The 23,634-nt window shown below is 63.1% G+C and carries 20 protein-coding genes; 15 read left to right on the plus strand and 5 right to left on the minus strand.

Features of this window, described 5'->3' with window-relative positions; all coding sequences use genetic code 11:
• Positions 1–9: 9 nt before the first annotated feature.
• Positions 10–1,251, minus strand: a complete 1,242-nt coding sequence (locus tag ACLRDN_RS20745) for an MFS transporter (RefSeq protein WP_413457819.1) — start codon at positions 1,249–1,251, stop codon at positions 10–12.
• Positions 1,252–1,651: 400 nt separating this feature from the next.
• Between ACLRDN_RS20745 and ACLRDN_RS20750 the strand changes: the two genes are divergently transcribed.
• The 4 genes from ACLRDN_RS20750 (at position 1,652) to ACLRDN_RS20765 (ending at position 7,665) form a co-directional block, all read left to right on the plus strand.
• Positions 1,652–1,810: a hypothetical protein gene (locus tag ACLRDN_RS20750; protein WP_413457820.1), complete on the plus strand. Its 159-nt coding sequence runs from the start codon at positions 1,652–1,654 to the stop codon at positions 1,808–1,810.
• On the plus strand, positions 1,785–3,539 hold the full coding sequence (locus ACLRDN_RS20755) for an ArnT family glycosyltransferase (protein WP_413457821.1): 1,755 nt from the start codon (positions 1,785–1,787) through the stop codon (positions 3,537–3,539). Before ACLRDN_RS20750 ends, ACLRDN_RS20755 begins: the two co-directional genes overlap by 26 nt.
• A 327-nt stretch (positions 3,540–3,866) precedes the next feature.
• Complete coding sequence (gene uvrA, locus ACLRDN_RS20760; RefSeq protein WP_209535167.1) at positions 3,867–6,734, plus strand: excinuclease ABC subunit UvrA; 2,868 nt, start codon at positions 3,867–3,869, stop codon at positions 6,732–6,734.
• 163 nt (positions 6,735–6,897) lie between these two features.
• Positions 6,898–7,665 carry a phytanoyl-CoA dioxygenase family protein gene (locus tag ACLRDN_RS20765; RefSeq protein WP_413457822.1) on the plus strand — a complete coding sequence of 256 codons (768 nt, stop codon included), beginning with the start codon at positions 6,898–6,900 and terminating at the stop codon, positions 7,663–7,665.
• A 127-nt stretch (positions 7,666–7,792) separates the two neighbouring features.
• Here ACLRDN_RS20765 and ACLRDN_RS20770 read toward each other — a convergent pair whose 3' ends face one another.
• Together ACLRDN_RS20770 and ACLRDN_RS20775 are read right to left on the minus strand one after the other, a co-directional pair.
• Positions 7,793–9,424 (minus strand): methyl-accepting chemotaxis protein, encoded by a 1,632-nt coding sequence (locus tag ACLRDN_RS20770; RefSeq protein WP_413457823.1) that lies wholly within the window; start codon positions 9,422–9,424, stop codon positions 7,793–7,795.
• 253 nt (positions 9,425–9,677) lie between these two features.
• Positions 9,678–11,669, minus strand: coding sequence for a cation:proton antiporter (locus tag ACLRDN_RS20775; RefSeq protein WP_413457824.1), 1,992 nt, complete (start codon positions 11,667–11,669; stop codon positions 9,678–9,680).
• Positions 11,670–12,030: 361 nt separating this feature from the next.
• Here ACLRDN_RS20775 and ACLRDN_RS20780 point away from each other — a divergent pair, with 361 nt between their 5' ends.
• The 11 genes from ACLRDN_RS20780 (at position 12,031) to ACLRDN_RS20830 (ending at position 19,804) form a co-directional block, all read left to right on the plus strand.
• Complete coding sequence (locus ACLRDN_RS20780) at positions 12,031–13,059, plus strand: KpsF/GutQ family sugar-phosphate isomerase (RefSeq protein WP_413457825.1); 1,029 nt, start codon at positions 12,031–12,033, stop codon at positions 13,057–13,059.
• Positions 13,059–13,613 carry a KdsC family phosphatase gene (locus ACLRDN_RS20785; protein WP_413457826.1) on the plus strand — a complete coding sequence of 185 codons (555 nt, stop codon included), beginning with the start codon at positions 13,059–13,061 and terminating at the stop codon, positions 13,611–13,613. The genes ACLRDN_RS20780 and ACLRDN_RS20785 overlap by 1 nt, the downstream gene beginning before the upstream one ends.
• On the plus strand, positions 13,610–14,218 hold the full coding sequence (gene lptC, locus ACLRDN_RS20790) for an LPS export ABC transporter periplasmic protein LptC (RefSeq protein ID WP_413457827.1): 609 nt from the start codon (positions 13,610–13,612) through the stop codon (positions 14,216–14,218). The genes ACLRDN_RS20785 and lptC overlap by 4 nt, the downstream gene beginning before the upstream one ends.
• A 51-nt stretch (positions 14,219–14,269) precedes the next feature.
• On the plus strand, positions 14,270–14,908 hold the full coding sequence (gene lptA, locus ACLRDN_RS20795; protein ID WP_413457828.1) for a lipopolysaccharide transport periplasmic protein LptA: 639 nt from the start codon (positions 14,270–14,272) through the stop codon (positions 14,906–14,908).
• Between the two features lie 2 nt (positions 14,909–14,910).
• Complete coding sequence (lptB, locus tag ACLRDN_RS20800) at positions 14,911–15,654, plus strand: LPS export ABC transporter ATP-binding protein (RefSeq protein ID WP_413457829.1); 744 nt, start codon at positions 14,911–14,913, stop codon at positions 15,652–15,654.
• A gap of 68 nt (positions 15,655–15,722) precedes the next feature.
• On the plus strand, positions 15,723–17,213 hold the full coding sequence (locus tag ACLRDN_RS20805) for an RNA polymerase factor sigma-54 (RefSeq protein ID WP_413457830.1): 1,491 nt from the start codon (positions 15,723–15,725) through the stop codon (positions 17,211–17,213).
• 152 nt (positions 17,214–17,365) lie between these two features.
• A complete protein-coding gene (hpf, locus tag ACLRDN_RS20810; RefSeq protein ID WP_034331451.1) occupies positions 17,366–17,728 on the plus strand; it encodes a ribosome hibernation-promoting factor, HPF/YfiA family in 363 nt (120 codons plus the stop codon).
• Between the two features lie 371 nt (positions 17,729–18,099).
• Complete coding sequence (gene grxD, locus ACLRDN_RS20815; protein ID WP_039784040.1) at positions 18,100–18,411, plus strand: Grx4 family monothiol glutaredoxin; 312 nt, start codon at positions 18,100–18,102, stop codon at positions 18,409–18,411.
• A 22-nt stretch (positions 18,412–18,433) separates the two neighbouring features.
• Positions 18,434–19,036, plus strand: coding sequence for a UbiX family flavin prenyltransferase (locus ACLRDN_RS20820; RefSeq protein WP_413457831.1), 603 nt, complete (start codon positions 18,434–18,436; stop codon positions 19,034–19,036).
• Positions 19,037–19,100: 64 nt separating this feature from the next.
• Entirely contained in the window at positions 19,101–19,391 is a 291-nt protein-coding gene (locus ACLRDN_RS20825) for a type II toxin-antitoxin system HigB family toxin (RefSeq protein ID WP_329801841.1), read from the plus strand.
• Positions 19,379–19,804, plus strand: coding sequence for a helix-turn-helix domain-containing protein (locus ACLRDN_RS20830; protein ID WP_209535180.1), 426 nt, complete (start codon positions 19,379–19,381; stop codon positions 19,802–19,804). Before ACLRDN_RS20825 ends, ACLRDN_RS20830 begins: the two co-directional genes overlap by 13 nt.
• 84 nt (positions 19,805–19,888) lie before the next feature.
• Here ACLRDN_RS20830 and ACLRDN_RS20835 read toward each other — a convergent pair whose 3' ends face one another.
• Together ACLRDN_RS20835 and mdeB are read right to left on the minus strand one after the other, a co-directional pair.
• Positions 19,889–20,647 carry an SDR family oxidoreductase gene (locus ACLRDN_RS20835; RefSeq protein WP_088756088.1) on the minus strand — a complete coding sequence of 253 codons (759 nt, stop codon included), beginning with the start codon at positions 20,645–20,647 and terminating at the stop codon, positions 19,889–19,891.
• Between the two features lie 161 nt (positions 20,648–20,808).
• Entirely contained in the window at positions 20,809–23,490 is a 2,682-nt protein-coding gene (mdeB, locus tag ACLRDN_RS20840; RefSeq protein WP_413457832.1) for an alpha-ketoglutarate dehydrogenase, read from the minus strand.
• Positions 23,491–23,634 lie beyond the last annotated feature (144 nt).

The raw sequence follows: 23,634 nt of genomic DNA on the forward strand, positions 1-23,634 counted from the left end.
TGAATACGTTTAGGCTGTTGCACCCGCCGCCTGCGCAGCGCGGCGCGGCAGGTTTTTCATGTTAGCCGCGATTATAAGCCAGGTCAGGGTGAGGGCGGCTGAGAGAAGAAATACGGCGGAATTCCCCACATTTTGTTTGAGCCAGCCCCCCAAGGCGCCGCCACAGGACAGTCCCAGCGCCTGCAAGGTGTTGTAGACACCGAGCGCGGCGCCCTTGGCGGCCGGCGGCGCAATGCGCGACACCAGCGAAGGCTGGGCCGCCTCCAGGATGTTGAAGGCGACGAAGAACAGGAACAGCAGCGCCACCAGCATCCATACCTGCGCCAGCGGATGCGAGAGCACCGCCCAGAAGCCCAGTTGCACCAGCAGCATCAGTCCGATGGCGCCGAGAAAGACCGGTTTCATGCGGCCATATTTCTCGGCCACGAAGATCGGCGGCAGCATCAGCACGAAGGACGCGAGCACCACCGGCAGGTAGATCTTCCAGTGCTCGCCCAGCGGGATGCCGGCCAGTTGCACCAGGGCCGCCGGCACCACCATGAACATGGCGACCTGGGTCAGGTGCAGCGTGAACACGCCAAAGTTGAGCCGCAGCAATTCAGCATGGCGCACCACCTCGGAAAGCGACACCCGGCGCGCCTGCACCATCGGTGCGGCCGGCACCACCCACACCACCACCGCGATGGCGATCAGCGAGAGGATGCCGGTCAGGCCGAAGATGCCGCCCATGCCGATGGACTTGTAGAGCAGCGGCGAGGCCACCATCGAGACTGCAAAGGTCACCCCGATGGAGGCACCGACCATGGCCATGGCCTTGGTACGGTGTTCTTCCCGGGTGGAATCGGCGATGAAGGCCGTGATGGCCGCCGAGATCGCGCCCGAGCCCTGCAGCGCCCGCCCGATCAGCAGCCACAGCACGCTCTGGGCACCCGCCGCCACGAAGGAACCCAGCGCAAACAGCAGCAGCCCGATGACGATGATGCGCTTGCGCCCGTAGCGGTCCGAAGCGATGCCATAGGGGATCTGGCCGAAGGCCTGCGCCAGGCCGTAGATGCCCAGGGCGATGCCGACCAGGGTGTCGCTGTCGCCGCCGGGCAGGCTGTGGGCATGGACCGCAAACACCGGCAGCACCAGGAACAGGCCCAGCATGCGCAGGGAAAAAATGGAGGCAAGGGAAACGCTGGCGCGCACCTCGGCGCGCGACATGCCGGATTTTTCAGGCTGTGCGGTGGAACGGGTGTGGTGGGACATACGGTTCGTGGCTGGCGTTGACGGCTGCCCGGCCGCTCAAGAAAACCCGGCCGGGGCAAAAGACGTATGGTAACAGGATAGTCCGGCCCACCGGCAGCACCGGCCCCCCCTGGAGGCGCCCATCCTGCGGGATTGATGCACTTCCCTGTCCTGCATCAACTACCTGGAGCTGTTGGCCCGGCGCCAGCGTGGCAGGAATGACGCGATTCTTTACAACATTCCTGACAAAGTTGTCATGTTGAGCACACATTGTGCCAAAATATTGCATTGCTCATTTTTTCTGCAGTGTCTATAACAGCCGCCCAGCTTCCGTCCAAGGAAGAATTCCGTGAGGCAATAATCTCGCCAAGAAAAATAAGGCAATCACGCGTCAGGGGGGGAGAAAACCAGGACGCAGAGGATGGCGAAGAAGCTGGCCTGCAGCACTGCACTCATGGTGCCGGCCGCCGATGAGCGCATTGCCTGCCTTCCCGGTTTTCAGTTTTTTGTTTGTTGCGCGGGCAGCGCGGGCTGCCTGCATCCGTTTATCCAGCATGTTCCTGTTCGATTCGCTCTCTGAAGGCAAGACGAGCACCCTCATTCCTGCGCGCCCGGTGGCGACCCCGGGCATGCGCGCGCTGCCCCCGCGCCTGGCCTGGCTGTTGCTGGTCCTGGCGGGGGCGGCATGGCTGCTGCCCGGCATCTTCGGCCATGGTCCGTGGAAGCAGGACGAAACCTATTCCTTCGGCATGATCCATCACATGCTGGTGTCGGGCCAATACCTGGTGCCGACCAATGCCGGCCAGCCCTTCATGGAAAAGCCGCCGCTGTACTACTGGACCGCTGTGCTCACGGCCAAGCTGTTTCACCCGCTCTTGCCCTATCACGATGGCGCACGCCTGGCCACGGTGTTCTACAACCTGGTGACGCTGGTCTTCGTGGCCCGGATCGCCAAGCTCCTGTGGCAGCAGCACAGCCTCATGAGCCTGCCGGTACTGGCTACCCTGGCGCTGTTTGCCGGGTCGCCCGGCATGGTCAAGCACGCCCACGACATGTTCACCGACGTGGCCCTGGTGGCCGGCGGTGCCATGGCAACCTACGGCCTGCTGCTCATCGCCTTGAACGAGGAGCAGCGTACCCCCTCCCGGAAAGCGGCCTTCTGGTTCGGGCTGGGTGTGGGCATCACGCTCATGAGCAAGGGGCTGTTCGTGCCGCTGACCTTCGCCGCCACCTCCCTGGCCGTGAGCATGCTGGTCCCGGCCTGCCGCTCGCGCTCCTACTGGAAGATGGTGGGTGCGGCCGTGCTGGTCTCCCTCCCCTTTTTCGTGATCTGGCCCGCGCTGCTGGCCCAGCATTCCATGCCGCTGTTCATGGAATGGTTCTGGGATAACAACGTCGGCCGCTTCTTCGGCTTCTCGGTCCAGAAACTGGGGTCGGACAACGACCATACCGTGATCCTGCGCGCCTTGGCCGGCTTCGCCCTGCCCGTTTCGCTGCTGGCGGTGCTGGCGCTGAGCGCCGGCCACTGGCGCCAGGCCAATACCGCGCGCGTGGCCCTGCCGCTGGCCTTCGGCACCATCAGCCTGGCCGTGCTGCAAAGCTCGGCCACCGCACGCCAGCTCTACCTGCTGCCGGTACTGCTGCCGCTGGCCATGCTGGGCGCGCGTGCCCTGCCGCGCCTGCCGCAGCGGGTCAGCCTGGTGTGGGACTGGTGCTCGCGCCTGGTCTTCGGCGCCCTGGCAGTGGGCATCTGGGCGGTCTACCTCATCTCCACCGGCCCGGCCGACCAGCACCAGGCCATCGGCTTCATGGGCAAGTGGCTGCCGCTGGACTTCGTCACGCCCATCTATCCGCTGGCCGTGCTGGCGGCCGGCGCCATGAGCGTGCTGTGGATTTCCTCGCTGGGCCTGCTGCGCCGCGCGGGCCAATGGCGCGGCGCCTTCTCCTGGTTCGGCGGGATGACCCTGATGTGGGGACTGGCCTTCACCCTGCTCATGCCCTGGGCCGACTACGGCAAGAGCTATGAATATGTCTACACCGACCTCAAGGCCCAGATCGGGCCGCTCTGGCAAGAGGGCGATTGCATGGCCAGCCAGGCACTCGGGGAGTCGGAGGCACCGATGCTGTTCTACTACACCGGGATCCTGCACCAGCCCGTGGCGGGCCGCGCCCGTACCCATTGCCGCTGGCTGATCCAGGAAATGCCCGAAGCCACCCGGCGTGCGCACGGCCACTGGACCCTGTTCTGGGAGGGCCGCCGCGATGGCGATCAGGGACAATTGTTCAAGGTCTACCAGCGCGCCCGCTGAAATCGTATTGCCAGGCCATCAAGAAAATCCATGCCGGCCCCCGGGCCGGCTTTTTCTTGCCTATTTACGCCAGAAACTTCACTTCAGGATGCCTGTCCGGACGATTTCCTGCGGCATTTGCGCTGCAGCGACAGCGCTTTTTCCACTGTCGCGCTTTCAATTCCCGCAGGCATGCCCACATGGGTGATCTGCCGCTGCAGCCCAGCCTGCCGGCCATTCGCAGTCCTGTTATAGTTACATGTTGTCCCCATCGCTGCTCCGCACAATGCGTGATCGCTCATCGGCTGATCGCACGCGGGGGCAGGCAACCCCTAGCTGAAGGCATCCATGGAAGAAATTCGCATTCGCGGCGCACGTACGCACAATCTCAAGAATATCAACCTAGACCTCCCCCGCAACAAGCTCATCGTCATCACTGGCCTGTCCGGTTCGGGCAAGTCGTCGCTGGCCTTCGATACCTTGTATGCCGAAGGCCAGCGCCGCTACGTCGAGTCGCTCTCGGCCTACGCGCGCCAGTTCCTGCAGCTGATGGAAAAGCCTGATGTCGACATGATCGAGGGCCTGTCCCCGGCCATCTCGATCGAGCAGAAGGCCACGTCGCACAACCCGCGTTCCACCGTCGGCACCGTCACCGAGATCCACGACTACCTGCGCCTGCTGTACGCCCGCGTCGGCACGCCCTATTGCCCGGACCATCCCGAACATCCGCTGGAGGCGCAATCGGTCTCGCAGATGGTCGATGCCGTGCTGGCGCTGCCGGAAGACACCAAGCTGATGATCATGGCCCCCGTGGTGGCCAACCGCAAGGGCGAACACGCCGACCTGTTCGAGGAGATGCAGGCCCAGGGCTTCGTGCGCTTCCGCATCCAGAGCGGCACCGGGTCGGCCAAGGTCTACGAGGTCGATGACCTGCCCAAGCTGAAGAAGACCGAGAAGCACACCATTGACGTGGTCATCGACCGCGTCAAGGTCAAGGCGGAGATCAAGCAACGCCTGGCCGAAAGCTTCGAGACCGCGCTGCGCCTGGCCGATGGCCGCGCCATTGCGCTGGAAATGGACAGCGGCAAGGAACACCTGTATTCCAACAAGTTCGCCTGCCCCATCTGCGGCTATTCGCTGCAGGAGCTGGAGCCGCGCCTGTTCTCCTTCAACAACCCGATGGGCGCCTGCCCCGAGTGCGATGGCCTGGGCCATATCGAATTCTTCGATCCCAAGCGCATCGTGGCTTTCCCCAATTTGTCGCTGGCCTCGGGCGCGATCAAGGGCTGGGATCGCCGCAACCAGTTCTACTTCCAGATGTTGACCAGCATCGCCGCCTACTACGGCTTCGACCTCGATGTGCCCTTCGAGCAGCTCGACGACAAGGCCCAGCAAGCGGTGCTCTACGGTTCGGGCCGCCAGACCATTCCGTTCGCCTACGTCAACGAGCGTGGCCGCACGGTGGTCAAGGAGCATACCTTCGAAGGCGTGGTCAACAACCTGCAGCGCCGCTATCGCGAAACCGATTCGATGGCGGTCAAGGAAGAACTGGCCAAGTTCATCAACGAGAAGCAATGCCCGTCCTGCCACGGCGCCCGCCTGCGGGTGGAAGCGCGCTATGTGAAGGTGGGCAGCGGCAAGCAGCAGCGTGCCATCTACGAAGTCGCTGCCACGCCGCTGCGCGAGACCCTGTCCTTCTTCGAGACCCTGAAGCTGACCGGTGCCAAGAAGGAAATCGCCGACCGCATCATCAAGGAAATCGTCTCGCGCCTGACCTTCCTCAACAACGTCGGCCTGGACTATCTCTCGCTGGAACGCAGCGCCGATACGCTCTCGGGCGGTGAAGCCCAGCGCATCCGCCTGGCTTCGCAGATCGGCTCGGGACTGACCGGCGTGATGTATGTGCTGGATGAACCCTCCATCGGCCTGCACCAGCGCGACAACGACCGCCTCATCGATACCTTGAAGCACCTGCGCGACATCGGCAATACCGTGCTGGTGGTGGAACACGACGAAGACGCCATCCGCACCGCCGACTACGTGGTCGACATGGGCATCGGCGCGGGCGTGCATGGCGGCGACGTGATCGCCCATGGTTCGCTGCCGGACATCCTCAAGAACAAGAAGTCGCTGACCGCCAAGTACCTGAACGGCTCGCTGGAAATCGCCGTGCCCAAGAAGCGCACGCCCTGCGATGAATCGCGCATGCTGACCATCACGGGCGCTACCGGCAACAACCTCAAGAATGTGGACCTGGAACTGCCGGTGGGCCTGCTGACCTGCGTGACCGGTGTTTCCGGATCGGGCAAGTCGACCCTGGTCAACGACACGCTGTACCTGTCGGCGGCACGCCACCTGTACGGTTCGCAAACCGAACCGGCCGAGCACGAAGCCATCGGCGGACTGGAACACTTCGACAAGGTGATTGCCGTGGACCAAGCCCCGATCGGCCGCACGCCGCGCTCCAACCCGGCCACCTACACCGGCCTGTTCACTCCGATCCGCGACCTGTTCGCCACCGTGCCCATGGCCAAGGAACGCGGCTACAGCGCCGGACGTTTCTCCTTCAACGTCAAGGGCGGCCGCTGCGAAGCCTGCCAGGGCGATGGCGTCATCAAGGTGGAAATGCACTTCCTGCCGGACGTGTATGTGCCCTGCGATGTCTGCCACGGCAAGCGCTACAACCGCGAAACGCTGGAAGTGCAGTACAAGGGCAAGAACATCACCGAGATCCTGGACATGACGGTGGAAGACGCGCACGAGTTCTTCAAACCCGTGCCGCTGATCGCGCGCAAGCTGCAGACCCTGCTCGATGTGGGCCTGGGCTACATCAAGCTGGGCCAGAGCGCCACCACCCTCTCGGGTGGCGAGGCGCAGCGCGTGAAGCTGTCGCTGGAATTGTCCAAGCGCGATACCGGCCGCACCCTCTACATCCTGGATGAACCCACCACCGGCCTGCACTTCCACGATATCGACCTGCTGTTGAAAGTGATCCATCGCCTGCGCGACCAGGGCAATACGGTGACCATCATCGAGCACAACCTGGACGTCATCAAGACCGCCGACTGGATCATCGACCTTGGTCCCGAAGGCGGTGCCGGCGGTGGCCGCATCGTGGCGGCCGGTACGCCCGAGGACGTGGCCAAGAATCCGGCCAGCGTCACCGGCAAGTACCTGGGTCCGCTGCTGAAGAAGAAGACGAAGCAAGAAAAATAAGTCCGGACTTGCGCGCGCGCAAACGATACAGAATTGCTGCCCATCTGTATCTTGCGCTGCGCCGGCCATGGCATACAGTCATGCACCTGGCCGCCATCCGGCGCACAATGAAGGCTTGCCCGTCCGCCATGGACGGGCTGCCGTGCAACCCCGAAAGTCCATCATGTCGAACCCGCTGTCCCCCGCCCAGGTCGCTTTCTTCCGCGAACAGGGCTATCTCCTGCTCCAGGGCATGGTCCCTGAGTCCCTGCGCGAACGCCTGCTCGCCGTCACGCAAGATCACCTGCAACGCGCGGTCGCGCCCCTGGAATACGAAGCCGAGGTCGGCTACGAAGGCGCCCCCGCTTCGCTGGAGGCCGAGGGCGGCCGCACCGCGCGGCGCCTGCGTGCGGCCTGGCAGCGCGATCCGGTGTATCGCGAATGGGCGGCCGATGCGCAACTGGTGGCCATGCTGCATCAGCTGTTCGAAGAACCGGTCTGCCTTACGCTGGCCCATCACAACTGCATCATGACCAAGCATCCGGCCTTTGGCACAGCCACCGGCTGGCACCGCGACATCCGCTACTGGTCCTTCCCGCGCAATGACCTGATTTCGGTGTGGCTGGCGCTGGGCGCGGAAACCCCGGAAAACGGCGCCCTCAAGTTCATCCCCGGTTCGCACAAGCTCAAGCTGCAGCCGCAGCAGATGGATGAACTCGATTTCCTGCGTCCGGACGTGCCCGCCAACCAGGCCCTGTTCGAGCAGGGCATGGCGCTGTCGCTGGCGCCGGGCGATGTGGTGCTGTTCCATAGCGGCCTGTTCCATGCCGCCGGCCGTAACGATAGTGACCGGGTGAAGTGCTCGGCCGTGTTCGCCTATCACGGCAAAAGCAACCCGCCCTTGCCGGGCACGCGTTCGGCGGCGTCGGAAGATGTGGCCCTGGACAGTTGAGCCGACCGTACTGGTCGATCAATTAGCGGTGTACCGGTAAGGTTCAAGTCACCGGGCCGGAACAGTCGGGCGACTGTTCCGGTGAACTGTCCGCTGCAGCCAAGCCGTCGCGGACAGGTCGGCAGGATCAGCGCAGCAGCAGGCTGCCCTTGCCCGGCAAGGAAGGCGCCGCCGGTGCGGCCATGGCCTGTGCGACAGGAATCCCGGCCACACTGCCGCCACCCACGCGGAACACGCTGACCGCTTCCGACAGGCGCGCCGCCTGCTCCTGCATGGACTGCGCAGCCGCCGCGGCCTGCTCCACCAAGGCGGCGTTCTGCTGCGTGGTTTCATCCATCTGCGTGATGGCGTTGTTGACTTCCTCGATGCCCTGGCTCTGTTCCTGCCCGGCCGCACTGATGTCGGTCACCACTTCGCTCACGCGCTGCACGCTCCTGACCACTTCATCGATGGTTTGTCCGGCTTGCGCCACCAGGGCACTGCCGGTTCCCACGCGGGCGACCGAATCATCGATCAAGACCTTGATCTCCTTGGCCGCTGCCGCAGAACGCTGGGCCAATGAACGCACCTCGGAGGCCACCACCGCAAACCCGCGCCCCTGCTCCCCGGCGCGCGCCGCTTCCACGGCGGCATTCAGGGCCAGGATGTTGGTCTGGAAGGCGATGCCGTCGATCACGCTGATGATGTCGACGATCTTGCTGGAAGACTGGTTGATGGAACTCATGGTGTCGACCACCTGCCGCACCACGTCGCCTCCGCGCACCGCCACTTCGGAGGCAGATTGCGCCAGCTCCTTGGCCTGCTGCGCGCTGTCGGCATTGTGGCGCACGGTGGAGGTCAGCTGTTCCATGGCGGAGGCGGTTTCTTCGAGCGCCCCGGCTTGCTGTTCGGTGCGGGAGGAGAGATCGAGGTTGCCATGGGCGATCTCGCTGGAGGCGGTGGCAATGGTGTCCGTGCTCAGGCGCACCTGGCCGACGATGCCCTGCAGGTTTTCATTCATCTGCCGCAGTGCCTGCATCAGCTGGCCGGTTTCATCCTGGCTGTGCACGTCGATTTGCTGAGTGAGGTCACCCGCAGCCACGGCCTGCGCCACCGTGACCGCCCGCTGCAGCGGACGCGAAATCGCCCGCACCAGCAGCACGCCCATCAGCAGCGCCACGAACAGGCCGGCGGCCATGGCCACGCCCATCACCACCAGCAAGGTCTGGTAGCGCTGCTGCGCCTGCTCGTGCAGCTCGCGGCCGACATTGCGCTGCAAGTCCATCAGCTGGGCCAGCGTGGCATGGGCATCGGCGTAGAGCTTGAGCATGACGCCGCCATACAGTTCGATGGCCCCCTGGAAGTCACGGTTGCGCAAGGCTTCGGCCGCCGGCTTGATGCCTTCGGTGACGAACTTCTGGCGCTGCGGGATGAGCTTGTCCAGCAGGGTGCGCTCCTCACTGGTGAGCTGGGTTTCCTGGTACTGCTTGACCACGGCATCGTTGGCCTTGATGGCTTTTTCGATGCGCTCCAGGTTGGCGTCGATGTCGCCGGAGTCGCCCACGATGGAGGTGGAGATGCCATTGCGCGCCGCATCCAGCGCGGCTGACATGCGTTCGAGCTGGGAGAAGGCGACCAGGCGGTCTTCATAGAGCGAGCGCATCTGCGCATTGGTCGAACGCAGGCCCACCAGGCCCAGGACACCTGAGGCGACCAGCAGCAGCGCCAAAAATCCGATGACGAAAATCAGGCGTGCCCTGATGGTTAATTTGCTGAACATGTTCCTCCCGGACTTCACTTTTGTTTTCTCTACAACGGATTCATTGTGTGGACCCGTAGTCCTGATGCGTCCAGCGGGCGCCGATAAGGCCGCGCCACTGCCACCCGGAAACACTAGCATTTCCCGTACCAGGGGAACAGGTCCGGGATGCGAGAAGTGAACATTTATTTTTGCGGGAGCTGGGATGATGAGCAGACGTGCTGAAGTTTGCTTCACGAGCCGCTGCGCATCGGCTGCCAGCGGCCCGTTGCGCCTACTTGCTGAGCAGGCGTTTTTCGGCGCGCAAGATGCTCTCTGAACTTCCGCGCAGCACCACGATGTCGCCCGTCATCAGCAGGGTATCCTGGGCCGATTCCAGACGTTGCTTGCCGCGCCGCAACATGGCCACTTCGGCACCGCACTGTGCCGGCAGGTCGATCTCGGCCAGGGTATGGCCGACCGCGCTGGCGCCGCCGATGAGGGTCACCGATTGCAGGCGCACGTTCATGCCCACGCCATCGGCTTCGGCGTCCGACATGCCGTGGAAATAGCCGCGCAGCGACGCGTAACGTTCATCGCGCGCCTCCTGCACGCGGTGCACCACCCGGCGCAGCGGCACGCCCAGCATCACCAGCGCGTGCGAGGCCAGCATGAGGCTGCCTTCCAGGGCTTCCGGGACGACCTCGGTGGCGCCGGCGGCCAGCAGTTTTTCCAGGTCGGCATCATCGTGGCTGCGCACGATGACGGGCAGTTCGGGTTCCAGTTCGTGGGCGTGGTGCAAGACCTTCAGGGCCGACGGCGTGCTGGCATAGGTCACCACCAGGGCCGCAGCGCGGTGGATGCCGGCGGCCACCAGGCTCTCGCGCCGCGCCGCATCGCCGTAAGACACGCTGGCGCCCCCATTGCGGGCGTCCTGCACCAGTTCCGGATCCATCTCCAGGGCGTGATAGGCGATGCCCTCCTCTTCCAGCAGACGCGCCAGGCTCTGGCCGCTGCGGCCGAAGCCGGCGATGATCACGTGCTTCTGCACACCCATGGTGCGGGTGGCCAGCTGGGTCAGGGCCAGCGACTGCAGCATCCATTCATTGGCAGAAAGCTTCATGACGATGGCATCGGACTTGGCCAGGATGAAGGGCGTGGCCAGCATCGACAGCACCATCGCGGCCAGGATCACCTGGATCAGCATGGGATCGACCAGCTTGAGGCCACCGGCCTGGCTCAGCAGCACGAAACCGAATTCCCCAGCCTGCGCCAGGCCCAGGCCCACGCGCAGGGCCACGCCGGTGGTGGAGCCGAACAGGCGCGCCAGTCCGGCGATGAGGGCAAACTTCAACAGCACCGGCCCGGTCAGCAGGAGCAGCACCAGGAACCAGTGATCCACCAGCGTGCGCACGTTGAGCAGCATGCCGATGGTGATGAAGAACAGGCCCAGCAGCACATCGCGGAAGGACTTGATGTCTTCTTCCACCTGGTGCTTGAACTCGGTCTCGGAAATGAGCATGCCGGCGATGAAGGCCCCCAGCGCCAGCGACAGGCCGGCCTTCTCGGTGATCCAGGCTGCGCCCAGGGTGATGAGCAGCAGGTTCAGCATGAACAGTTCCTGCGAACGCCGCTTGACCACGATGCGGAACCAGCCGCGCATGAGCTTGCTGCCGAAGAACAGCAGCAGGGCCAGTACCACCAGCGCCTTGCCCACCGCCCATCCCAGCGTGACCATGATGTTGCCGGAGGGGTTGGCCAGCGCCGGTACCACGATCAGCAGCGGCACCAGCGCCAGGTCCTGGAACAGCAGCACGCCGAGGATGCGGCGGCCGTGTTCGGTTTCCAGCTCCAGCCGTTCGGTGAGCAGCTTGGAGACGATGGCCGTGGAGGACATGGTGAGCGCCCCGCCCAGCGCAAAGGCAGCCTGCCAGGTCACGTTGACGAACTGCGGCAGCACCATGGCTGCGCCCCAGGCCACCAGCATGGTGGTGGCAATGGTGGCGGCCACCTGCGCCACGCCCAGGCCGAAGACGATATGGCGCATGGCCGAAAGCTTGGAGAGCGAAAATTCCAGCCCGATGGAAAACATCAGGAACACCACGCCGAATTCGGCCAGCGCATGGGTGGTTTCGTTGTCTTCGGCAAAGGCCAGGCCGTGCGGGCCGATGATGATGCCCACCACCAGGTAGCCCAGCATGGGCGGCAACTGCATCATGCGGAAGGCGACCACGCCGAGGACTGCGGCAGCCAGAAGGAAAAGGGTCAGTTCCAGTCCGGAAAACATTGCTGTTGGGGTTTCTTGTCAAAAGCCGCCGGGTGCGGCGGGGTTCGATGTGAATGAATTGGCAACGCACCAGCGAAAGGCAATTCATTTTGCCAGCGTGCAGTGTGAAGGAAAGCTTGGAGCAGCAATGGGCGGAATAGCCGTAGAATTCATACGTGTGGCGCCGCAACAGCAGAGTCATTCACCAGGAAGGGGCGCTTTTTCACTCCCTTGCGATACCGTGCCCGATCCCGGTCCAGGCCGGAACTCCCCGTGGCAGCGTGCTGCGGCGCGACGCAGGGCTGCACTTCACATCAAATCCGACTGCATTCCCTTACATCTGGCAAGTTTTTTGCTTTGCTAATTCGTTTATACTTCGGTTATGAGTGTAACCGATGACAAAACTACGCCTGCATCTTTTTCGGCCGGGGCTGCCCGCCGTGCCATCGACCTGGCACGCCAGACCCTGCAGATCGAAGCCGATGCCATCCTGGCCCTGAAAGGCCGCCTGCGCGATGACAGCGCCGAACCCCTGGCCCAGGCCGTAGAGGTCCTGCTGCAGTGCGAGGGGCGGGCGGTAGTTTCCGGGATCGGCAAGTCCGGCCACATTGGCCGCAAGATGGCCGCCACCCTGGCCTCGACCGGCACGCCGGCGCTGTTCATGCATCCGGCCGAAGCCGCGCACGGCGACCTGGGCATGGTGACGGCGCGCGATGTCTTCATCGCCATTTCCAATTCCGGTGAAACGGCCGAGCTGCTGGCCATCGTCCCCATCATCAAGCGCATGGGCGCGGTGATCATTGCCATGACCGGCAATGACCAGTCCAGCCTGGCGCAGCTTGCCGCCGTCCACCTCAACGTGGGCGTGGCGCAGGAAGCCTGCACCCTCAACCTGGCCCCCACGGCCAGCACCACGGCCGCGCTGGCCATGGGAGATGCGCTGGCGGTGTCGCTGCTGGATGCGCGCGGTTTCGTCGAAGAAGATTTCGCCCGCTCGCACCCGGGCGGCGCCCTGGGCCGCCGCCTGCTGACCCACGTGCGCGACGTCATGCGCAGCGGAGAAGCCATTCCCGCCGTACGTCCGGATGTGTCACTGTCGGCCGCGCTGATGGAAATCACCCGCAAGGGCATGGCCATGACCGCCGTGGTGGATGAGCAATTCCGTCCGGTCGGCGTCTTTACCGATGGCGACTTGCGCCGCCTGCTGGAGCGTGGGCAGGATTTCGCCAAGTTTTGTATTGCAGATGTGATGCATGCCAATCCGCAGACCGTCAATCAGGACCAGCTGGCCGTGGATGCGGTGCAATTGATGGAACAATTCCGCATCAACCAGTTGCTGGTCACCGATGCCGCCGGCGTGCTCACGGGCGCGCTGCACATCCACGATCTCACTCGCGCCAAGGTGATCTGATGAACGCGCCAGCCTTCGCCAGCTCCCTGCCCGCAGCCGCTCTCGCCAAGGCGGCGTCGATCCGCCTCATGATCTTCGACGTGGACGGCGTGCTCACCGATGGCGGCCTGTTCTACGGCGATGAGGGAGAAGCCTTCAAGCGCTTCAACGCCCTCGATGGCCACGGCATCAAGATGATGCAGCAGTACGGCACGGCCGCCGCCATCATCACCGCGCGCCAGTCGCCCTACGTGCTGCGCCGCGCGCGCGACCTAAGCATCGCCCACGTCTTCCAGGGTATCCACGACAAGCGCCAGGCCTTCGAGCAATTGCTGCAGCAGGTGCAACTGGGGCCGCAGGATTGCGGCTACCTGGGCGACGACATCATCGACCTGCCGGTGCTGACCCGCGTGGCATTCAAGGCCTGCGTGGCCAATGGCCACCGTGAAGTGAAAGCGCGCAGTGACTACGTGACCCAGGCCACCGGCGGCAATGGCGCCGTGCGTGAAATCTGCGACCTGGTGCTGGCCGCGCAAGGCAACTACGAGGCGGCGCTGGCGCCGTACCTGGCATGAGCGGGCGCAGCGGGGCACGCAAGGCCGAACGCATCCGCGTGGCAGTGATCCTGGCGATCCTGATCGGCGCCGCGCTGGGCAGTTTCTGGGTGATGCAGGCCATGCGCGCCTCGGGCGACAAGCAGCCGGTGCAGCGTCCGCGCGGCAAGCCCGACTATTACCTGGAAAACTTCAGCTACGTGAGGATGGGCCCGACCGGCCTGCCGCGCTATGACGTCTCGGGGACGAAGATGGTGCACTTCCCTACGGATGATTCCTTCGAGATCACCAAGCCGGTCGTGCACAACCTGGATCAAGGCCAGGCGCCCATGCAGCTCTACTCCGATACCGCACGCGTGACCGACGACCAGACCCAGATTCACATGTATGGCAACGCCAACGCGATTCGCGCCCCCTACAAGGGGCGCGAGCAGATGCACCTGGTATCGGAATATTTGCTTCTGTTGCCCGACGATGAAATCGTCAAGACCGACAAGCCGGTGGCCATGACCATGGGCACCACGCGCCTGAACGGCGTGGGCATGGTGGCCAACAACGCGACCCAGGTGGTACAGCTGTTCGGCAATGTACGCGGCTATTATGAGCCGACCCCGAAGAAACGATAAACCGGTAGAAACCGGGAAAAGAACGCCAAGAAACGACCAGACAGGAAACCAATGAAACGCTCACTCTTTCTGCCCATGCTGATGCTGGCTGCCGTGTGCGGCGTGGCCAACGCCGAGAAGGCGGACTCCACCAAGCCCACCAACATCGAGGCAGACCAGATGGTGTATGACGACGTGCGCCAGGTGAAGACCTTCACCGGCAACGTGGTCATGACGCGCGGCACGCTCATCATCAAGGCGGGCCGGGTGGTATTGACGACCGACCAGTACGGTTATGAAAACGCGGTGCTGTACGCGGCGCCGGGGGCGCTGGCCAACTTCCGCCAGAAGCGCGACGGCGGTCCCAACCTGTGGATCGAAGGGCAGGCCGAGCGTATCGAATATTCGGAGCAGACCGAAGTCTCCAAGCTGTTCCAGCGCGCGCACATCCAGCGCATGGACGGCAATCGCATCACCGATGAAGTCAATGGTGAATTCATCTCCTACGACAGCCGCGCCGAGTTCTACTCCGTGAACAATACCGCCAGCGGCGAGAGCAAGCCGGGCGCGGGCCGCATCACGGCCGTGATCCAGCCCAAGAATCCGCCGCCGGCCGGCAGCGCTGCACCGGCCGCCCCTGCGGCCCAGCCGTCGGGCAAGAACAATGCCGCGCAGCCTGCAACGCGTCGCGACAACGGAAAGGACCAGTGACGATGGCAGCCAGCTCGCTGGTCGTTCGCGGCCTGAAGAAAAGTTATGGCGCGCGCCAGGTGGTGCGCGATGTCTCCATGGAAGTGCGCAGCGGCGAAGTGGTCGGCTTGCTCGGCCCCAATGGCGCCGGCAAGACCACCTCGTTCTACATGATCGTGGGCCTGGTGCCCTCCGATGGTGGCGAGATCGATCTGGATGGCGCCTCCATTTCGCGCATGCCGATCCACAAGCGCGCCACCATGGGCTTGTCCTACCTGCCGCAGGAAGCCTCGGTATTCCGCAAGCTGACGGTGGAAGACAACATCCGCGCCGTGCTGGAACTGCGCCAGGAAGACGGCAAGCCGCTCTCGCGCGATGAAATCGAAGGCCGACTCAACAACCTGCTGCACGAACTGCAGATCGAAAAGCTGCGCGAAAGCCAGGCGCTGTCGCTCTCGGGCGGTGAGCGCCGCCGTGTCGAAATCGCCCGCGCGCTGGCCACCGATCCGCGCTTCGTGCTGCTCGATGAACCCTTTGCCGGTATCGACCCGATTGCCGTGATCGAGATCCAGCGCATCGTGCGCTTCCTCAAGGAACGCGGCATCGGCGTGCTCATCACTGACCACAACGTGCGCGAGACGCTGGGCATCTGCGACCGTGCCTACATCATCAACCAGGGCACGGTGCTGGCCAGCGGCAATCCGGAAGAGATCATCGCCAACGAATCGGTGCGCCGCGTGTACCTGGGCGAACACTTCCGCATGTAAGCAGGCAATTTACTTTACGCCACGACAGGCAGTGCAACCAGCGGGCCACGCCGCTTCCAGAAAGACAGATGAAACAGTCGCTCCAGTTACGTACCTCGCAGCACCTCGCCTTGACGCCGCAACTGCAGCAGTCGATCAGGCTGCTGCAACTGTCGACGCTGGAACTGCACCAGGAACTGGAACAGATCCTCTCCGACAATCCCCTGCTGGAGCGCCTCGACGATGCGCTCGACAATTCGGTGCGCCTGCTGGCCGATGGCGCCGTCTCCAGTTCGCCCTCCAGCGGAGTGGCCGAGGCGCCCGGCGAAGGCAGCGGCGAAGCCGCACCGGCGGCGGCCGATGGCGATTCCAGTTTCGAGTACCAGGACAACAGTCCCGACAACGGCGTCACCGGCGATGCGGATTGGAGCTTCGACGATGTCGCACGCAGCGGCAAGTCGCCGGACGACGACGATGCCCGTCCGCAACTGGAAGCCCACGAACTGACCCTGCGCGAACACCTGCTGGAACAGATCCGCGTGACCGCGCGTACCCTGCGCGATCGTGCGCTGCTGGAGCTGCTCACCGATGCGTTGGACGAGAGCGGCTATCTGGAAGAGCCGCTGGAAGACATCCTCGCGCGCCTGCCCGAAGAGTTGGGCATCGACATGGAAGAGCTGTCCATCTCGCTCAAGCTGCTGCAGAGCCTGGACCCGGCCGGTGTGGGCGCGCGCAGTGCCGGCGAATGCCTGGCCTTGCAGATCCGCCGCCTGCCCAAGATCCCCTTCGTGACGCGCAAGCTGGCGCTGAGGATCGTTGAGGATTACCTGCCGCTGTTTGCCCAGCGCGATTTCAACAAGATCAAGAAGGCCCTGGATTGCGATGACGAAGACCTGCGTGAGGCCCAGGCCGTGATCCGCCAGTGCCGTCCGCATCCGGGCGCGGAATTCGCGCGCGATGCCTCGGACTATGTGGTGCCGGACGTGATTGTCAAGCAGACAAAGAACGGCTGGCAGGTCATGCTCAACCATGAGGTCATGCCCAAGCTGCGCGTCAATGCGATGTATGCCAGTGCCTTGAAGCAAGCCAAGGGCGAGGGTTCGCTGTCGTCGCAGTTGCAGGAAGCCAAGTGGCTCATCAAGAACATGCGGCAACGTTTCGATACAATTTTGCGTGTCGCGCAGGCTATTGTGGAACGTCAAAGAAACTTCTTTTCACATGGGGCAGTGGCCATGCGCCCCCTTGTGCTGCGTGAAATTGCTGATACACTGGGTCTACACGAGAGCACTATCTCTCGCGTGACGACTCAGAAATACATGCTCACTCCGCATGGAATGTTTGAGTTGAAATACTTCTTCGGTAGCCATGTCGCGACTGAAACCGGAGGTGAAGCTTCCTCCACCGCGATACGGGCGCTGATCAAACAGTTGATAGGAGCCGAGAACCCGCAGACCCCATTATCCGATAGCAAGATTGCGGATATGCTGGCAGAACAAGGCATGGTGGTCGCGCGACGCACAGTCGCCAAATACCGCGAAGTGTTGAAGATTCCGCCGGTCAATCTCCGCAAGTCCCTCTGAGTTTTTCCTCAGTTTTTCTGCAGTACCGTTGCTGTGTTCAGGCAAGCATCCCACTGATGCCCGCGCCATCCGACACGAAGACCGTGCCCGTGGTACAGCTGCAGCAGGATCGATTGCACGAACCTCCAGTGACTTCACGATAGGAGTCTTGTATGAATCTGACCATCAGTGGACACCACCTCGAACTGACCCCCGCCATCCGGGAATACGTGCAAAGCAAGCTCTCGCGTATCAAGCGCCATTTCGACAACGTGATCGACGTCAGCGTGATCCTGAGCGTAGATAAACTCACAGAAAAGGAAAAGCGCCAAAAAGCGGAAATCAACGTCCACATCAAGGGGAAGGATCTACATGCGGAAAGCATCGCACACGACCTCTACGCTGCCATTGACACGCTGATCGACAAGCTCGATCGCCAGGTCATCAAGCACAAGGACAAGTTGCAGGAGCATCACTCCATGGCCAAGCGCCTGCCGGACGAAACGCCGGAGGATGCGGTGGCCGGAGCGGCATAAGCCAGGACACCCTCGGCAAGCTGCCTCGCAGCCGCAAGGCTGCTGAGAAAGCCAGCCGAATTTCATGAGGAAGGGGCGCGCAAGCGCCCTTTTTCATTTCTTGCCGCCGAACTGGCGCCAGCCTGTGGAAAAGATATAAATCATTACGCACGGCAACTTTTCCACAGCCGCCGCTGAACATGATGCAGGGACCTGCTTGAATGTATTCATGTCACCCTCATCTCCGGTACGAGAACTTGCATACGATATAAATCATTTCCGGGATGCAATTTCCTGCCCGGTCAGACGGCCGATCGGGGCTTACCCGTTTTCAACGCGCCCGCCGGCTTTTCCCTATAATGTCGGGCAATCCCATTTTTAAAGGCATAGCCATGAGCGACGTCCAATCCTGGATCAAAGAAACCGTGACCCAAAACCCCGTGGTGCTGTTCATGAAGGGCACTGCACAGTTCCCGCAATGCGGCTTTTCCGGCAAGGCCATCCAGTTGCTGAAGGCCAGCGGCGCCGAGAACATCGTGACCGTCAACGTGCTGGAAAGCCCGGACGTGCGCCAGGGCATCAAGGAATACTCGAACTGGCCGACCATTCCCCAGCTGTACGTGAAGGGCGAATTCGTCGGCGGCTCCGACATCATGACCGAGATGTACGAGTCCGGCGAACTGCAGACCCTGATCAAGGGCTGAGTTTTACTGGCCTGACTGTCCCATGAGCAATTCTTCCAGCCAGCCCCGCCAGCGCCTGATTGTTGCGATCACCGGCGCCACCGGTGCCATCTATGGCGTGCGGCTGCTGGAGCATCTGCGCAAGCATGGCCAGGTGGAAACGCACCTGATGGTCTCCGAAGCGGGTGTACTCAACCTGCACCAGGAACTGGACATGCGGCGCAAGGATGTGGAAGCGCTGGCCGATGTGGTGCACAACGTGCGCGACGTCGGCGCCTGCATCGCCAGCGGCTCCTTCGCCTCCACCGGCATGGTGGTGGCGCCCTGTTCGATGAAGACCCTGGCCGCCGTGGCGCATGGCCTCTCGGACAACCTCATCACCCGTGCAGCGGATGTGGTGCTCAAGGAACGCCGCCGGCTGGTGCTGATGGTGCGCGAGACCCCGTTCAACCTGGCCCATCTGCGCAACATGACCTCCGTCACCGAAATGGGCGGCGTGATCTTCCCGCCCCTGCCCGGTTTCTACCAGCGCCCTGCTTCCATGGAAGAGATGGTGGACCACACACTGGGACGCGTGCTCGACATGTTCGGGATTTCCATGCAGTTGACGCCGGAGTGGCAGGGCATGAAGGGTAGTTCGGACTGACGTTCTCCGCATCCCGACACCACGATTCAAACGCCGGATTGCAAATATCTCAAATTGAGATATCATGCGAGACATGCGCGTCATTTCCAACAAAGCCCTGACCGATTTTGCCTTGCGCCATCCGCAAGCGGCCACGCCGCTGCAGGTGTGGCGCAAGATCATCGAGTCGCGCAGCTTCGAGCATTTTGCTGAACTGAAGAAAGCCTTCAACGCCGTCGACAAGGCGGGCGACTTCATCATCTTCGATGTGGGCGGCAACAAATTCCGGATCGTCACGCTGGTGAGCTTCAGCAGCCAGAAACTCTACATCCGGGAAGTCTTCACACACAGGGAGTACGACAAATGGAAGCCTTGATGGAAAAGCACGTGATGGACGACATCACCTCGCACTTTGCGGCCTTGTCGTCCCTCATCCCGCTGCGGCCGATTCGCTCCGACGACGACTATGACCGCGCAGTCGCCACGCTGAATCAATTGCTCGACGCCGGTGCCAGCGATGAACGGCATCCGCTGGCCGACCTGGTCGACACGCTCGGCAGCCTCATTGCCGAATACGATGACAAGCACTTCCCGCTGCAGCAGGTTTCTCCGATAGAGGTCCTGCAATTCCTGATGGAGCAGCATCAGCTGACGCAATCGGACCTCCCGGAGATCGGCTCACAAGGCGTGGTCTCCGAGATCCTGCGCGGCAAGCGCGATTTGAATCTGCGCCAGGTCAAGGCACTGGCCGAGCGCTTCGGTGTCGGTCCGGCCGTGTTCATCGGCTAGCGCATCGCGCTTTTCAACGCCTCAAAAAAAATGGCCGCAGCTCACCGCTGCGGCCATTTCTTCATCTGGCGAATATAAACCGACTCAACCCCGCCCGATATACGGCATCTTGGTCGCCATCACCGTCATGAACTGCACATTGGCCTCCAGCGGCAGGCTGTCCATGTAAAGGATGGCACGGGCCACGTGTTCGGCATCCATGGTCGGCTCGACCTTGGTCGAGCCATCGGCCTGCAGCGTGCCCTTCTTCATGAGCGTAGTCATGTCGGTGGAGGCATTGCCGATGTCGATCTGCCCGCAGGCGATGTCATAGGCGCGGCCATCGAGCGAGGTGGCCTTGGTCAGCCCCGTGATGGCGTGCTTGGTGGCGGTATAGGAGGCCGAGAACGGACGCGGCGCATGCGCCGAGATCGAACCGTTGTTGATGATGCGGCCGCCCCGCGGCGACTGGTCCTTCATGATGCGGAAGGCTTCCTGCGTGCAGAGGAAAACGCCGGTCAGGTTGATGTCCACCGCCGCCTTCCACTGCTCCACGCTCAGTTCTTCCAGCGACACCGGCGGCGCAAAGATGCCGGCATTGTTGAAGAGCATGTCCAGCCGTCCGAAACGCTCGCGGGTCTTGGCGAAGAGCTGCTTCACCGAGGCCGGATCAGTCACGTCGGCCGCCACCACCAGCGCGTTGGCACCATGTTCGCCGGCCAGCTTGACGGTCTCTTCCAGCGCATCCTGCCGGCGTCCGGCCAGGGCCACGCCATAGCCTTCGCGCAGTAGCGCGAGCGTGATCTGCCGGCCGATGCCGGAGCCTGCGCCGGTCACCAGCGCGATACGTTTGGGTGCAGCCATCGTGTTTACTCCTCACTCACTGTAGGTCATGGACGATGCGCATCACGGAGCCATAAAAAAACCGCCCGTGATGCACGGGCGGTTTCACTATAGCAAACACGGCGTCGGGCCAGATGAGAGATTTTCAATCCGGCTGGCCGCCGTTCATCTATCGCTCCACTTCATACTGAGGACGACAAGGGCTTGTTCGTATCGATACCCAATGTACGCGCCGCTTCTTGCAGCCGCGCACGTTCATCCCCCCACACTTCACACAGGGCCGTATAAGCAATCCAGCGCGCATCGATCTCGAAGAAGTCCCGCAAATTCACCCGCGTATCACTACGCCCAAACCCGTCCGTCCCCAGCGTCACATAGGGTGCCGGCACGAAGGCGCGGATGCTCTCGGGCAAGCTGCGGATGTAATCGCTGACCGCAATCACGGGAGCCTCATTGCCCTGCAATTGCGCGCTCACATAGGGTTGGCCATCGCTGCCCGACAAGCGCTGCGCCCGTTGTGCCGCCACGCCATCCCGCGCCAGTTCGGTATAGCTGGTCACGCTCCACACCTCGGCCTCGATCCGCCAGTGCTGCTGCAGCAGCGCAGCCGCCGCCACGGCTTCCTTGAGGATCGGCCCCGAACCCAGCAGCCGCACTTGCGCCCCGGGCTTCCGGCCGAGGCAGTACATGCCGCGCAGGATGCCGTCCCGCATGCCTTCCGGAAGACTGGGCTGAGCCTCGTTCTCGTTGGTGACGGTGATGTAGTAGAAGACGTCATCGCCGCGTTCCATCATGCGGCGCATGCCCTCATCCAGGATCACCGCCAGCTCATAGGCATAGGCCGGGTCATACGACACACAGTTGGGAATCGATGCTGCCGTCACCAGGCTATTGCCGTCCTGGTGCTGCAGCCCCTCGCCGCCCAGGGTCGTGCGGCCCGAAGTCGCACCGATCAGGAAGCCGCGCGCACGCTGGTCCGCCGCCGCCCAGATCAGGTCGCCGATGCGCTGGAAACCGAACATCGAGTAGTAGATGTAGAACGGCAGCATCGGCGTGCCATGCACCGAATACGCGGTGGCTGCAGCCGTCCACGAAGAGATCGCACCCGCCTCCGTGATGCCTTCCTCCAGGATCTGGCCATCCTTGGCCTCGCGATAGTAGAGGATGGAACCGATATCCTCCGGCTCATACAGCTGCCCCTGCGAGGAATAGATGCCGACCTGGCGGAACAGGTTGGCCATGCCGAAGGTGCGCGCCTCATCGGCCACGATGGGCACCACATACTGGCCGAAGTCCTTGTCTTTCAGCAGGTTGCCGAGCTGGCGCACCAGCGCCATGGTGGAGGACATTTCCTTACCGTCGGCTTCCAGCGCGAACTTGCTGTGCGCCTCCAGCGGCGGCACGGTACGCCGTGCATCGCCCGCATGGCGGCGCGGCAGGTAGCCGCCCAGTGCGGCACGGCGTGCATGCAGGTGCTTCATCTCCGGGCTGTCATCGGCCGGCTTGTAGAAAGCCAGTTCACGGCATTGCTCATCGCTCAGTGGCAGCTTGAAGCGGTCGCGGAATTGCAGCAGGCTTTCTTCATCGAGCTTCTTCTGCTGGTGCGTGGTCATCTTGCCCTCGCCCGCCGCGCCCATGCCGTAACCCTTCTTGGTCTGCGCCAGGATCACCGTGGGCTGGCCGCGATGGCTGGCCGCTGCCTGGTAGGCCGAGAAGATCTTCTTCATGTCATGGCCGCCACGGCGCAGGCGATTGATTTCCTCATCGGTGAGGGTGGCACCGATGGCACGCGTGCCCGGGGTCTGGCCGAAGAAATGCTGGCGATTGAACGCGCCATCATTGGCGGCGAAGGTCTGCAATTGCCCGTCCACCGTGCGGTTCAGCGCATCGACCAGTTCGCCGTCCTTGTCACGCGCAAACAGGCCATCCCAGTCCGAGCCCCACAGCAGTTTGATGACGTTCCAGCCGGCACCGGCAAAGAGCGTCTCCAGTTCATCGACGATGTGGCCATTGCCGCGTACCGGACCATCGAGCCGCTGCAGGTTGCAGTTGACCACGAAGATCAGATTGTCCAGTTTCTCGCGCGAGGCCAGCGAGAGTGCGGCCAGCGATTCGGGCTCATCCATCTCGCCATCGCCGAAGACGCCCCACACCTTGCGCCCCTGGTCCTGCAGCAGGCCGCGATGCTCCATGTAGCGCAGGAAGCGCGCCTGGTAGATGGCATTGATGGGACCGATGCCCATGGAGCCGGTAGGGAACTGCCAGAAATGCGGCATCAGCCAGGGATGCGGATAGGACGACAAGCCCTGCCGCCCCACGCGCTTGGCCTCGATCTCGCGGCGATAGTAGGCCAGGTCCTCTTCGCTCAACGCACCTTCGAGAAACGCCCGCGCATAAATGCCGGGGGCGGAGTGCGGCTGGAAGTAGACGACGTCACCGGCAAACTGCGCATCGCGCGCACGGAAGAAATGATTGAAGCCGACCTCGAACAAGTCCGCCGCCGAGGCAAAGCTGGCGATGTGCCCGCCCAGCTCGCCGTAGGCGCGGTTGGCGCGTACCACCATGGCCAGCGCATTCCAGCGCATGATGCTGGCGATGCGCTCCTCGATGGCCTGCGCGTCCGACCCACCTGGAAAAGGCGGTTCCTGTTCAGGCCGGATAGTGTTGACGTAGGGCGTATTGCGCGCATCGCGCCAGTTCACGCCCCATTGCTGGGCCGCCGCCGACAGCCGCGAGAGCAGGAAGCGCGCGCGTTCCGGGCCGGCTTCGGCCAGCACGCTCTGCAGCGCTTGCAGCCACTCCTGGGTTTCCTGGGCATCGAGATCGATATCCTGCGGGATATCGCTGTCACTGGGGCGGGACATGTCCACTTCCTGTTCTCCTGTCTGGGCGCGCCGGGCAGCACGCCTTGCAGTCAGCACAAAACGTGCCGGCACTGCAATCGCTGCTATGCAAAGAGACAAAAAGCCGGTAAAACACAGGCCGCGCCATCCGTCTCCCCGCGCCCG

Origin of the sequence: Herbaspirillum huttiense, assembly GCF_047300815.1 — a bacterium.
GTDB lineage: Bacteria > Pseudomonadota > Gammaproteobacteria > Burkholderiales > Burkholderiaceae_D > Herbaspirillum > Herbaspirillum huttiense_A.

Excerpts from the sequence above, each read along its gene's own strand:
- ACLRDN_RS20745 (WP_413457819.1), bottom strand. The coding sequence starts at position 1,251 with ATGTCCCACCACACCCGTTCCACCGCACAGCCTGAAAAATCCGGCATG.
- ACLRDN_RS20750 (WP_413457820.1), top strand. The coding sequence starts at position 1,652 with ATGGCGAAGAAGCTGGCCTGCAGCACTGCACTCATGGTGCCGGCCGCC.
- ACLRDN_RS20755 (WP_413457821.1), top strand. The coding sequence starts at position 1,785 with ATGTTCCTGTTCGATTCGCTCTCTGAAGGCAAGACGAGCACCCTCATT.
- uvrA (WP_209535167.1), top strand. The coding sequence starts at position 3,867 with ATGGAAGAAATTCGCATTCGCGGCGCACGTACGCACAATCTCAAGAAT.
- ACLRDN_RS20765 (WP_413457822.1), top strand. The coding sequence starts at position 6,898 with ATGTCGAACCCGCTGTCCCCCGCCCAGGTCGCTTTCTTCCGCGAACAG.
- ACLRDN_RS20770 (WP_413457823.1), bottom strand. The coding sequence starts at position 9,424 with ATGTTCAGCAAATTAACCATCAGGGCACGCCTGATTTTCGTCATCGGA.
- ACLRDN_RS20775 (WP_413457824.1), bottom strand. The coding sequence starts at position 11,669 with ATGTTTTCCGGACTGGAACTGACCCTTTTCCTTCTGGCTGCCGCAGTC.
- ACLRDN_RS20780 (WP_413457825.1), top strand. The coding sequence starts at position 12,031 with ATGAGTGTAACCGATGACAAAACTACGCCTGCATCTTTTTCGGCCGGG.
- ACLRDN_RS20785 (WP_413457826.1), top strand. The coding sequence starts at position 13,059 with ATGAACGCGCCAGCCTTCGCCAGCTCCCTGCCCGCAGCCGCTCTCGCC.
- lptC (WP_413457827.1), top strand. The coding sequence starts at position 13,610 with ATGAGCGGGCGCAGCGGGGCACGCAAGGCCGAACGCATCCGCGTGGCA.
- lptA (WP_413457828.1), top strand. The coding sequence starts at position 14,270 with ATGAAACGCTCACTCTTTCTGCCCATGCTGATGCTGGCTGCCGTGTGC.
- lptB (WP_413457829.1), top strand. The coding sequence starts at position 14,911 with ATGGCAGCCAGCTCGCTGGTCGTTCGCGGCCTGAAGAAAAGTTATGGC.
- ACLRDN_RS20805 (WP_413457830.1), top strand. The coding sequence starts at position 15,723 with ATGAAACAGTCGCTCCAGTTACGTACCTCGCAGCACCTCGCCTTGACG.
- hpf (WP_034331451.1), top strand. The coding sequence starts at position 17,366 with ATGAATCTGACCATCAGTGGACACCACCTCGAACTGACCCCCGCCATC.
- grxD (WP_039784040.1), top strand. The coding sequence starts at position 18,100 with ATGAGCGACGTCCAATCCTGGATCAAAGAAACCGTGACCCAAAACCCC.
- ACLRDN_RS20820 (WP_413457831.1), top strand. The coding sequence starts at position 18,434 with ATGAGCAATTCTTCCAGCCAGCCCCGCCAGCGCCTGATTGTTGCGATC.
- ACLRDN_RS20825 (WP_329801841.1), top strand. The coding sequence starts at position 19,101 with ATGCGAGACATGCGCGTCATTTCCAACAAAGCCCTGACCGATTTTGCC.
- ACLRDN_RS20830 (WP_209535180.1), top strand. The coding sequence starts at position 19,379 with ATGGAAGCCTTGATGGAAAAGCACGTGATGGACGACATCACCTCGCAC.
- ACLRDN_RS20835 (WP_088756088.1), bottom strand. The coding sequence starts at position 20,647 with ATGGCTGCACCCAAACGTATCGCGCTGGTGACCGGCGCAGGCTCCGGC.
- mdeB (WP_413457832.1), bottom strand. The coding sequence starts at position 23,490 with ATGTCCCGCCCCAGTGACAGCGATATCCCGCAGGATATCGATCTCGAT.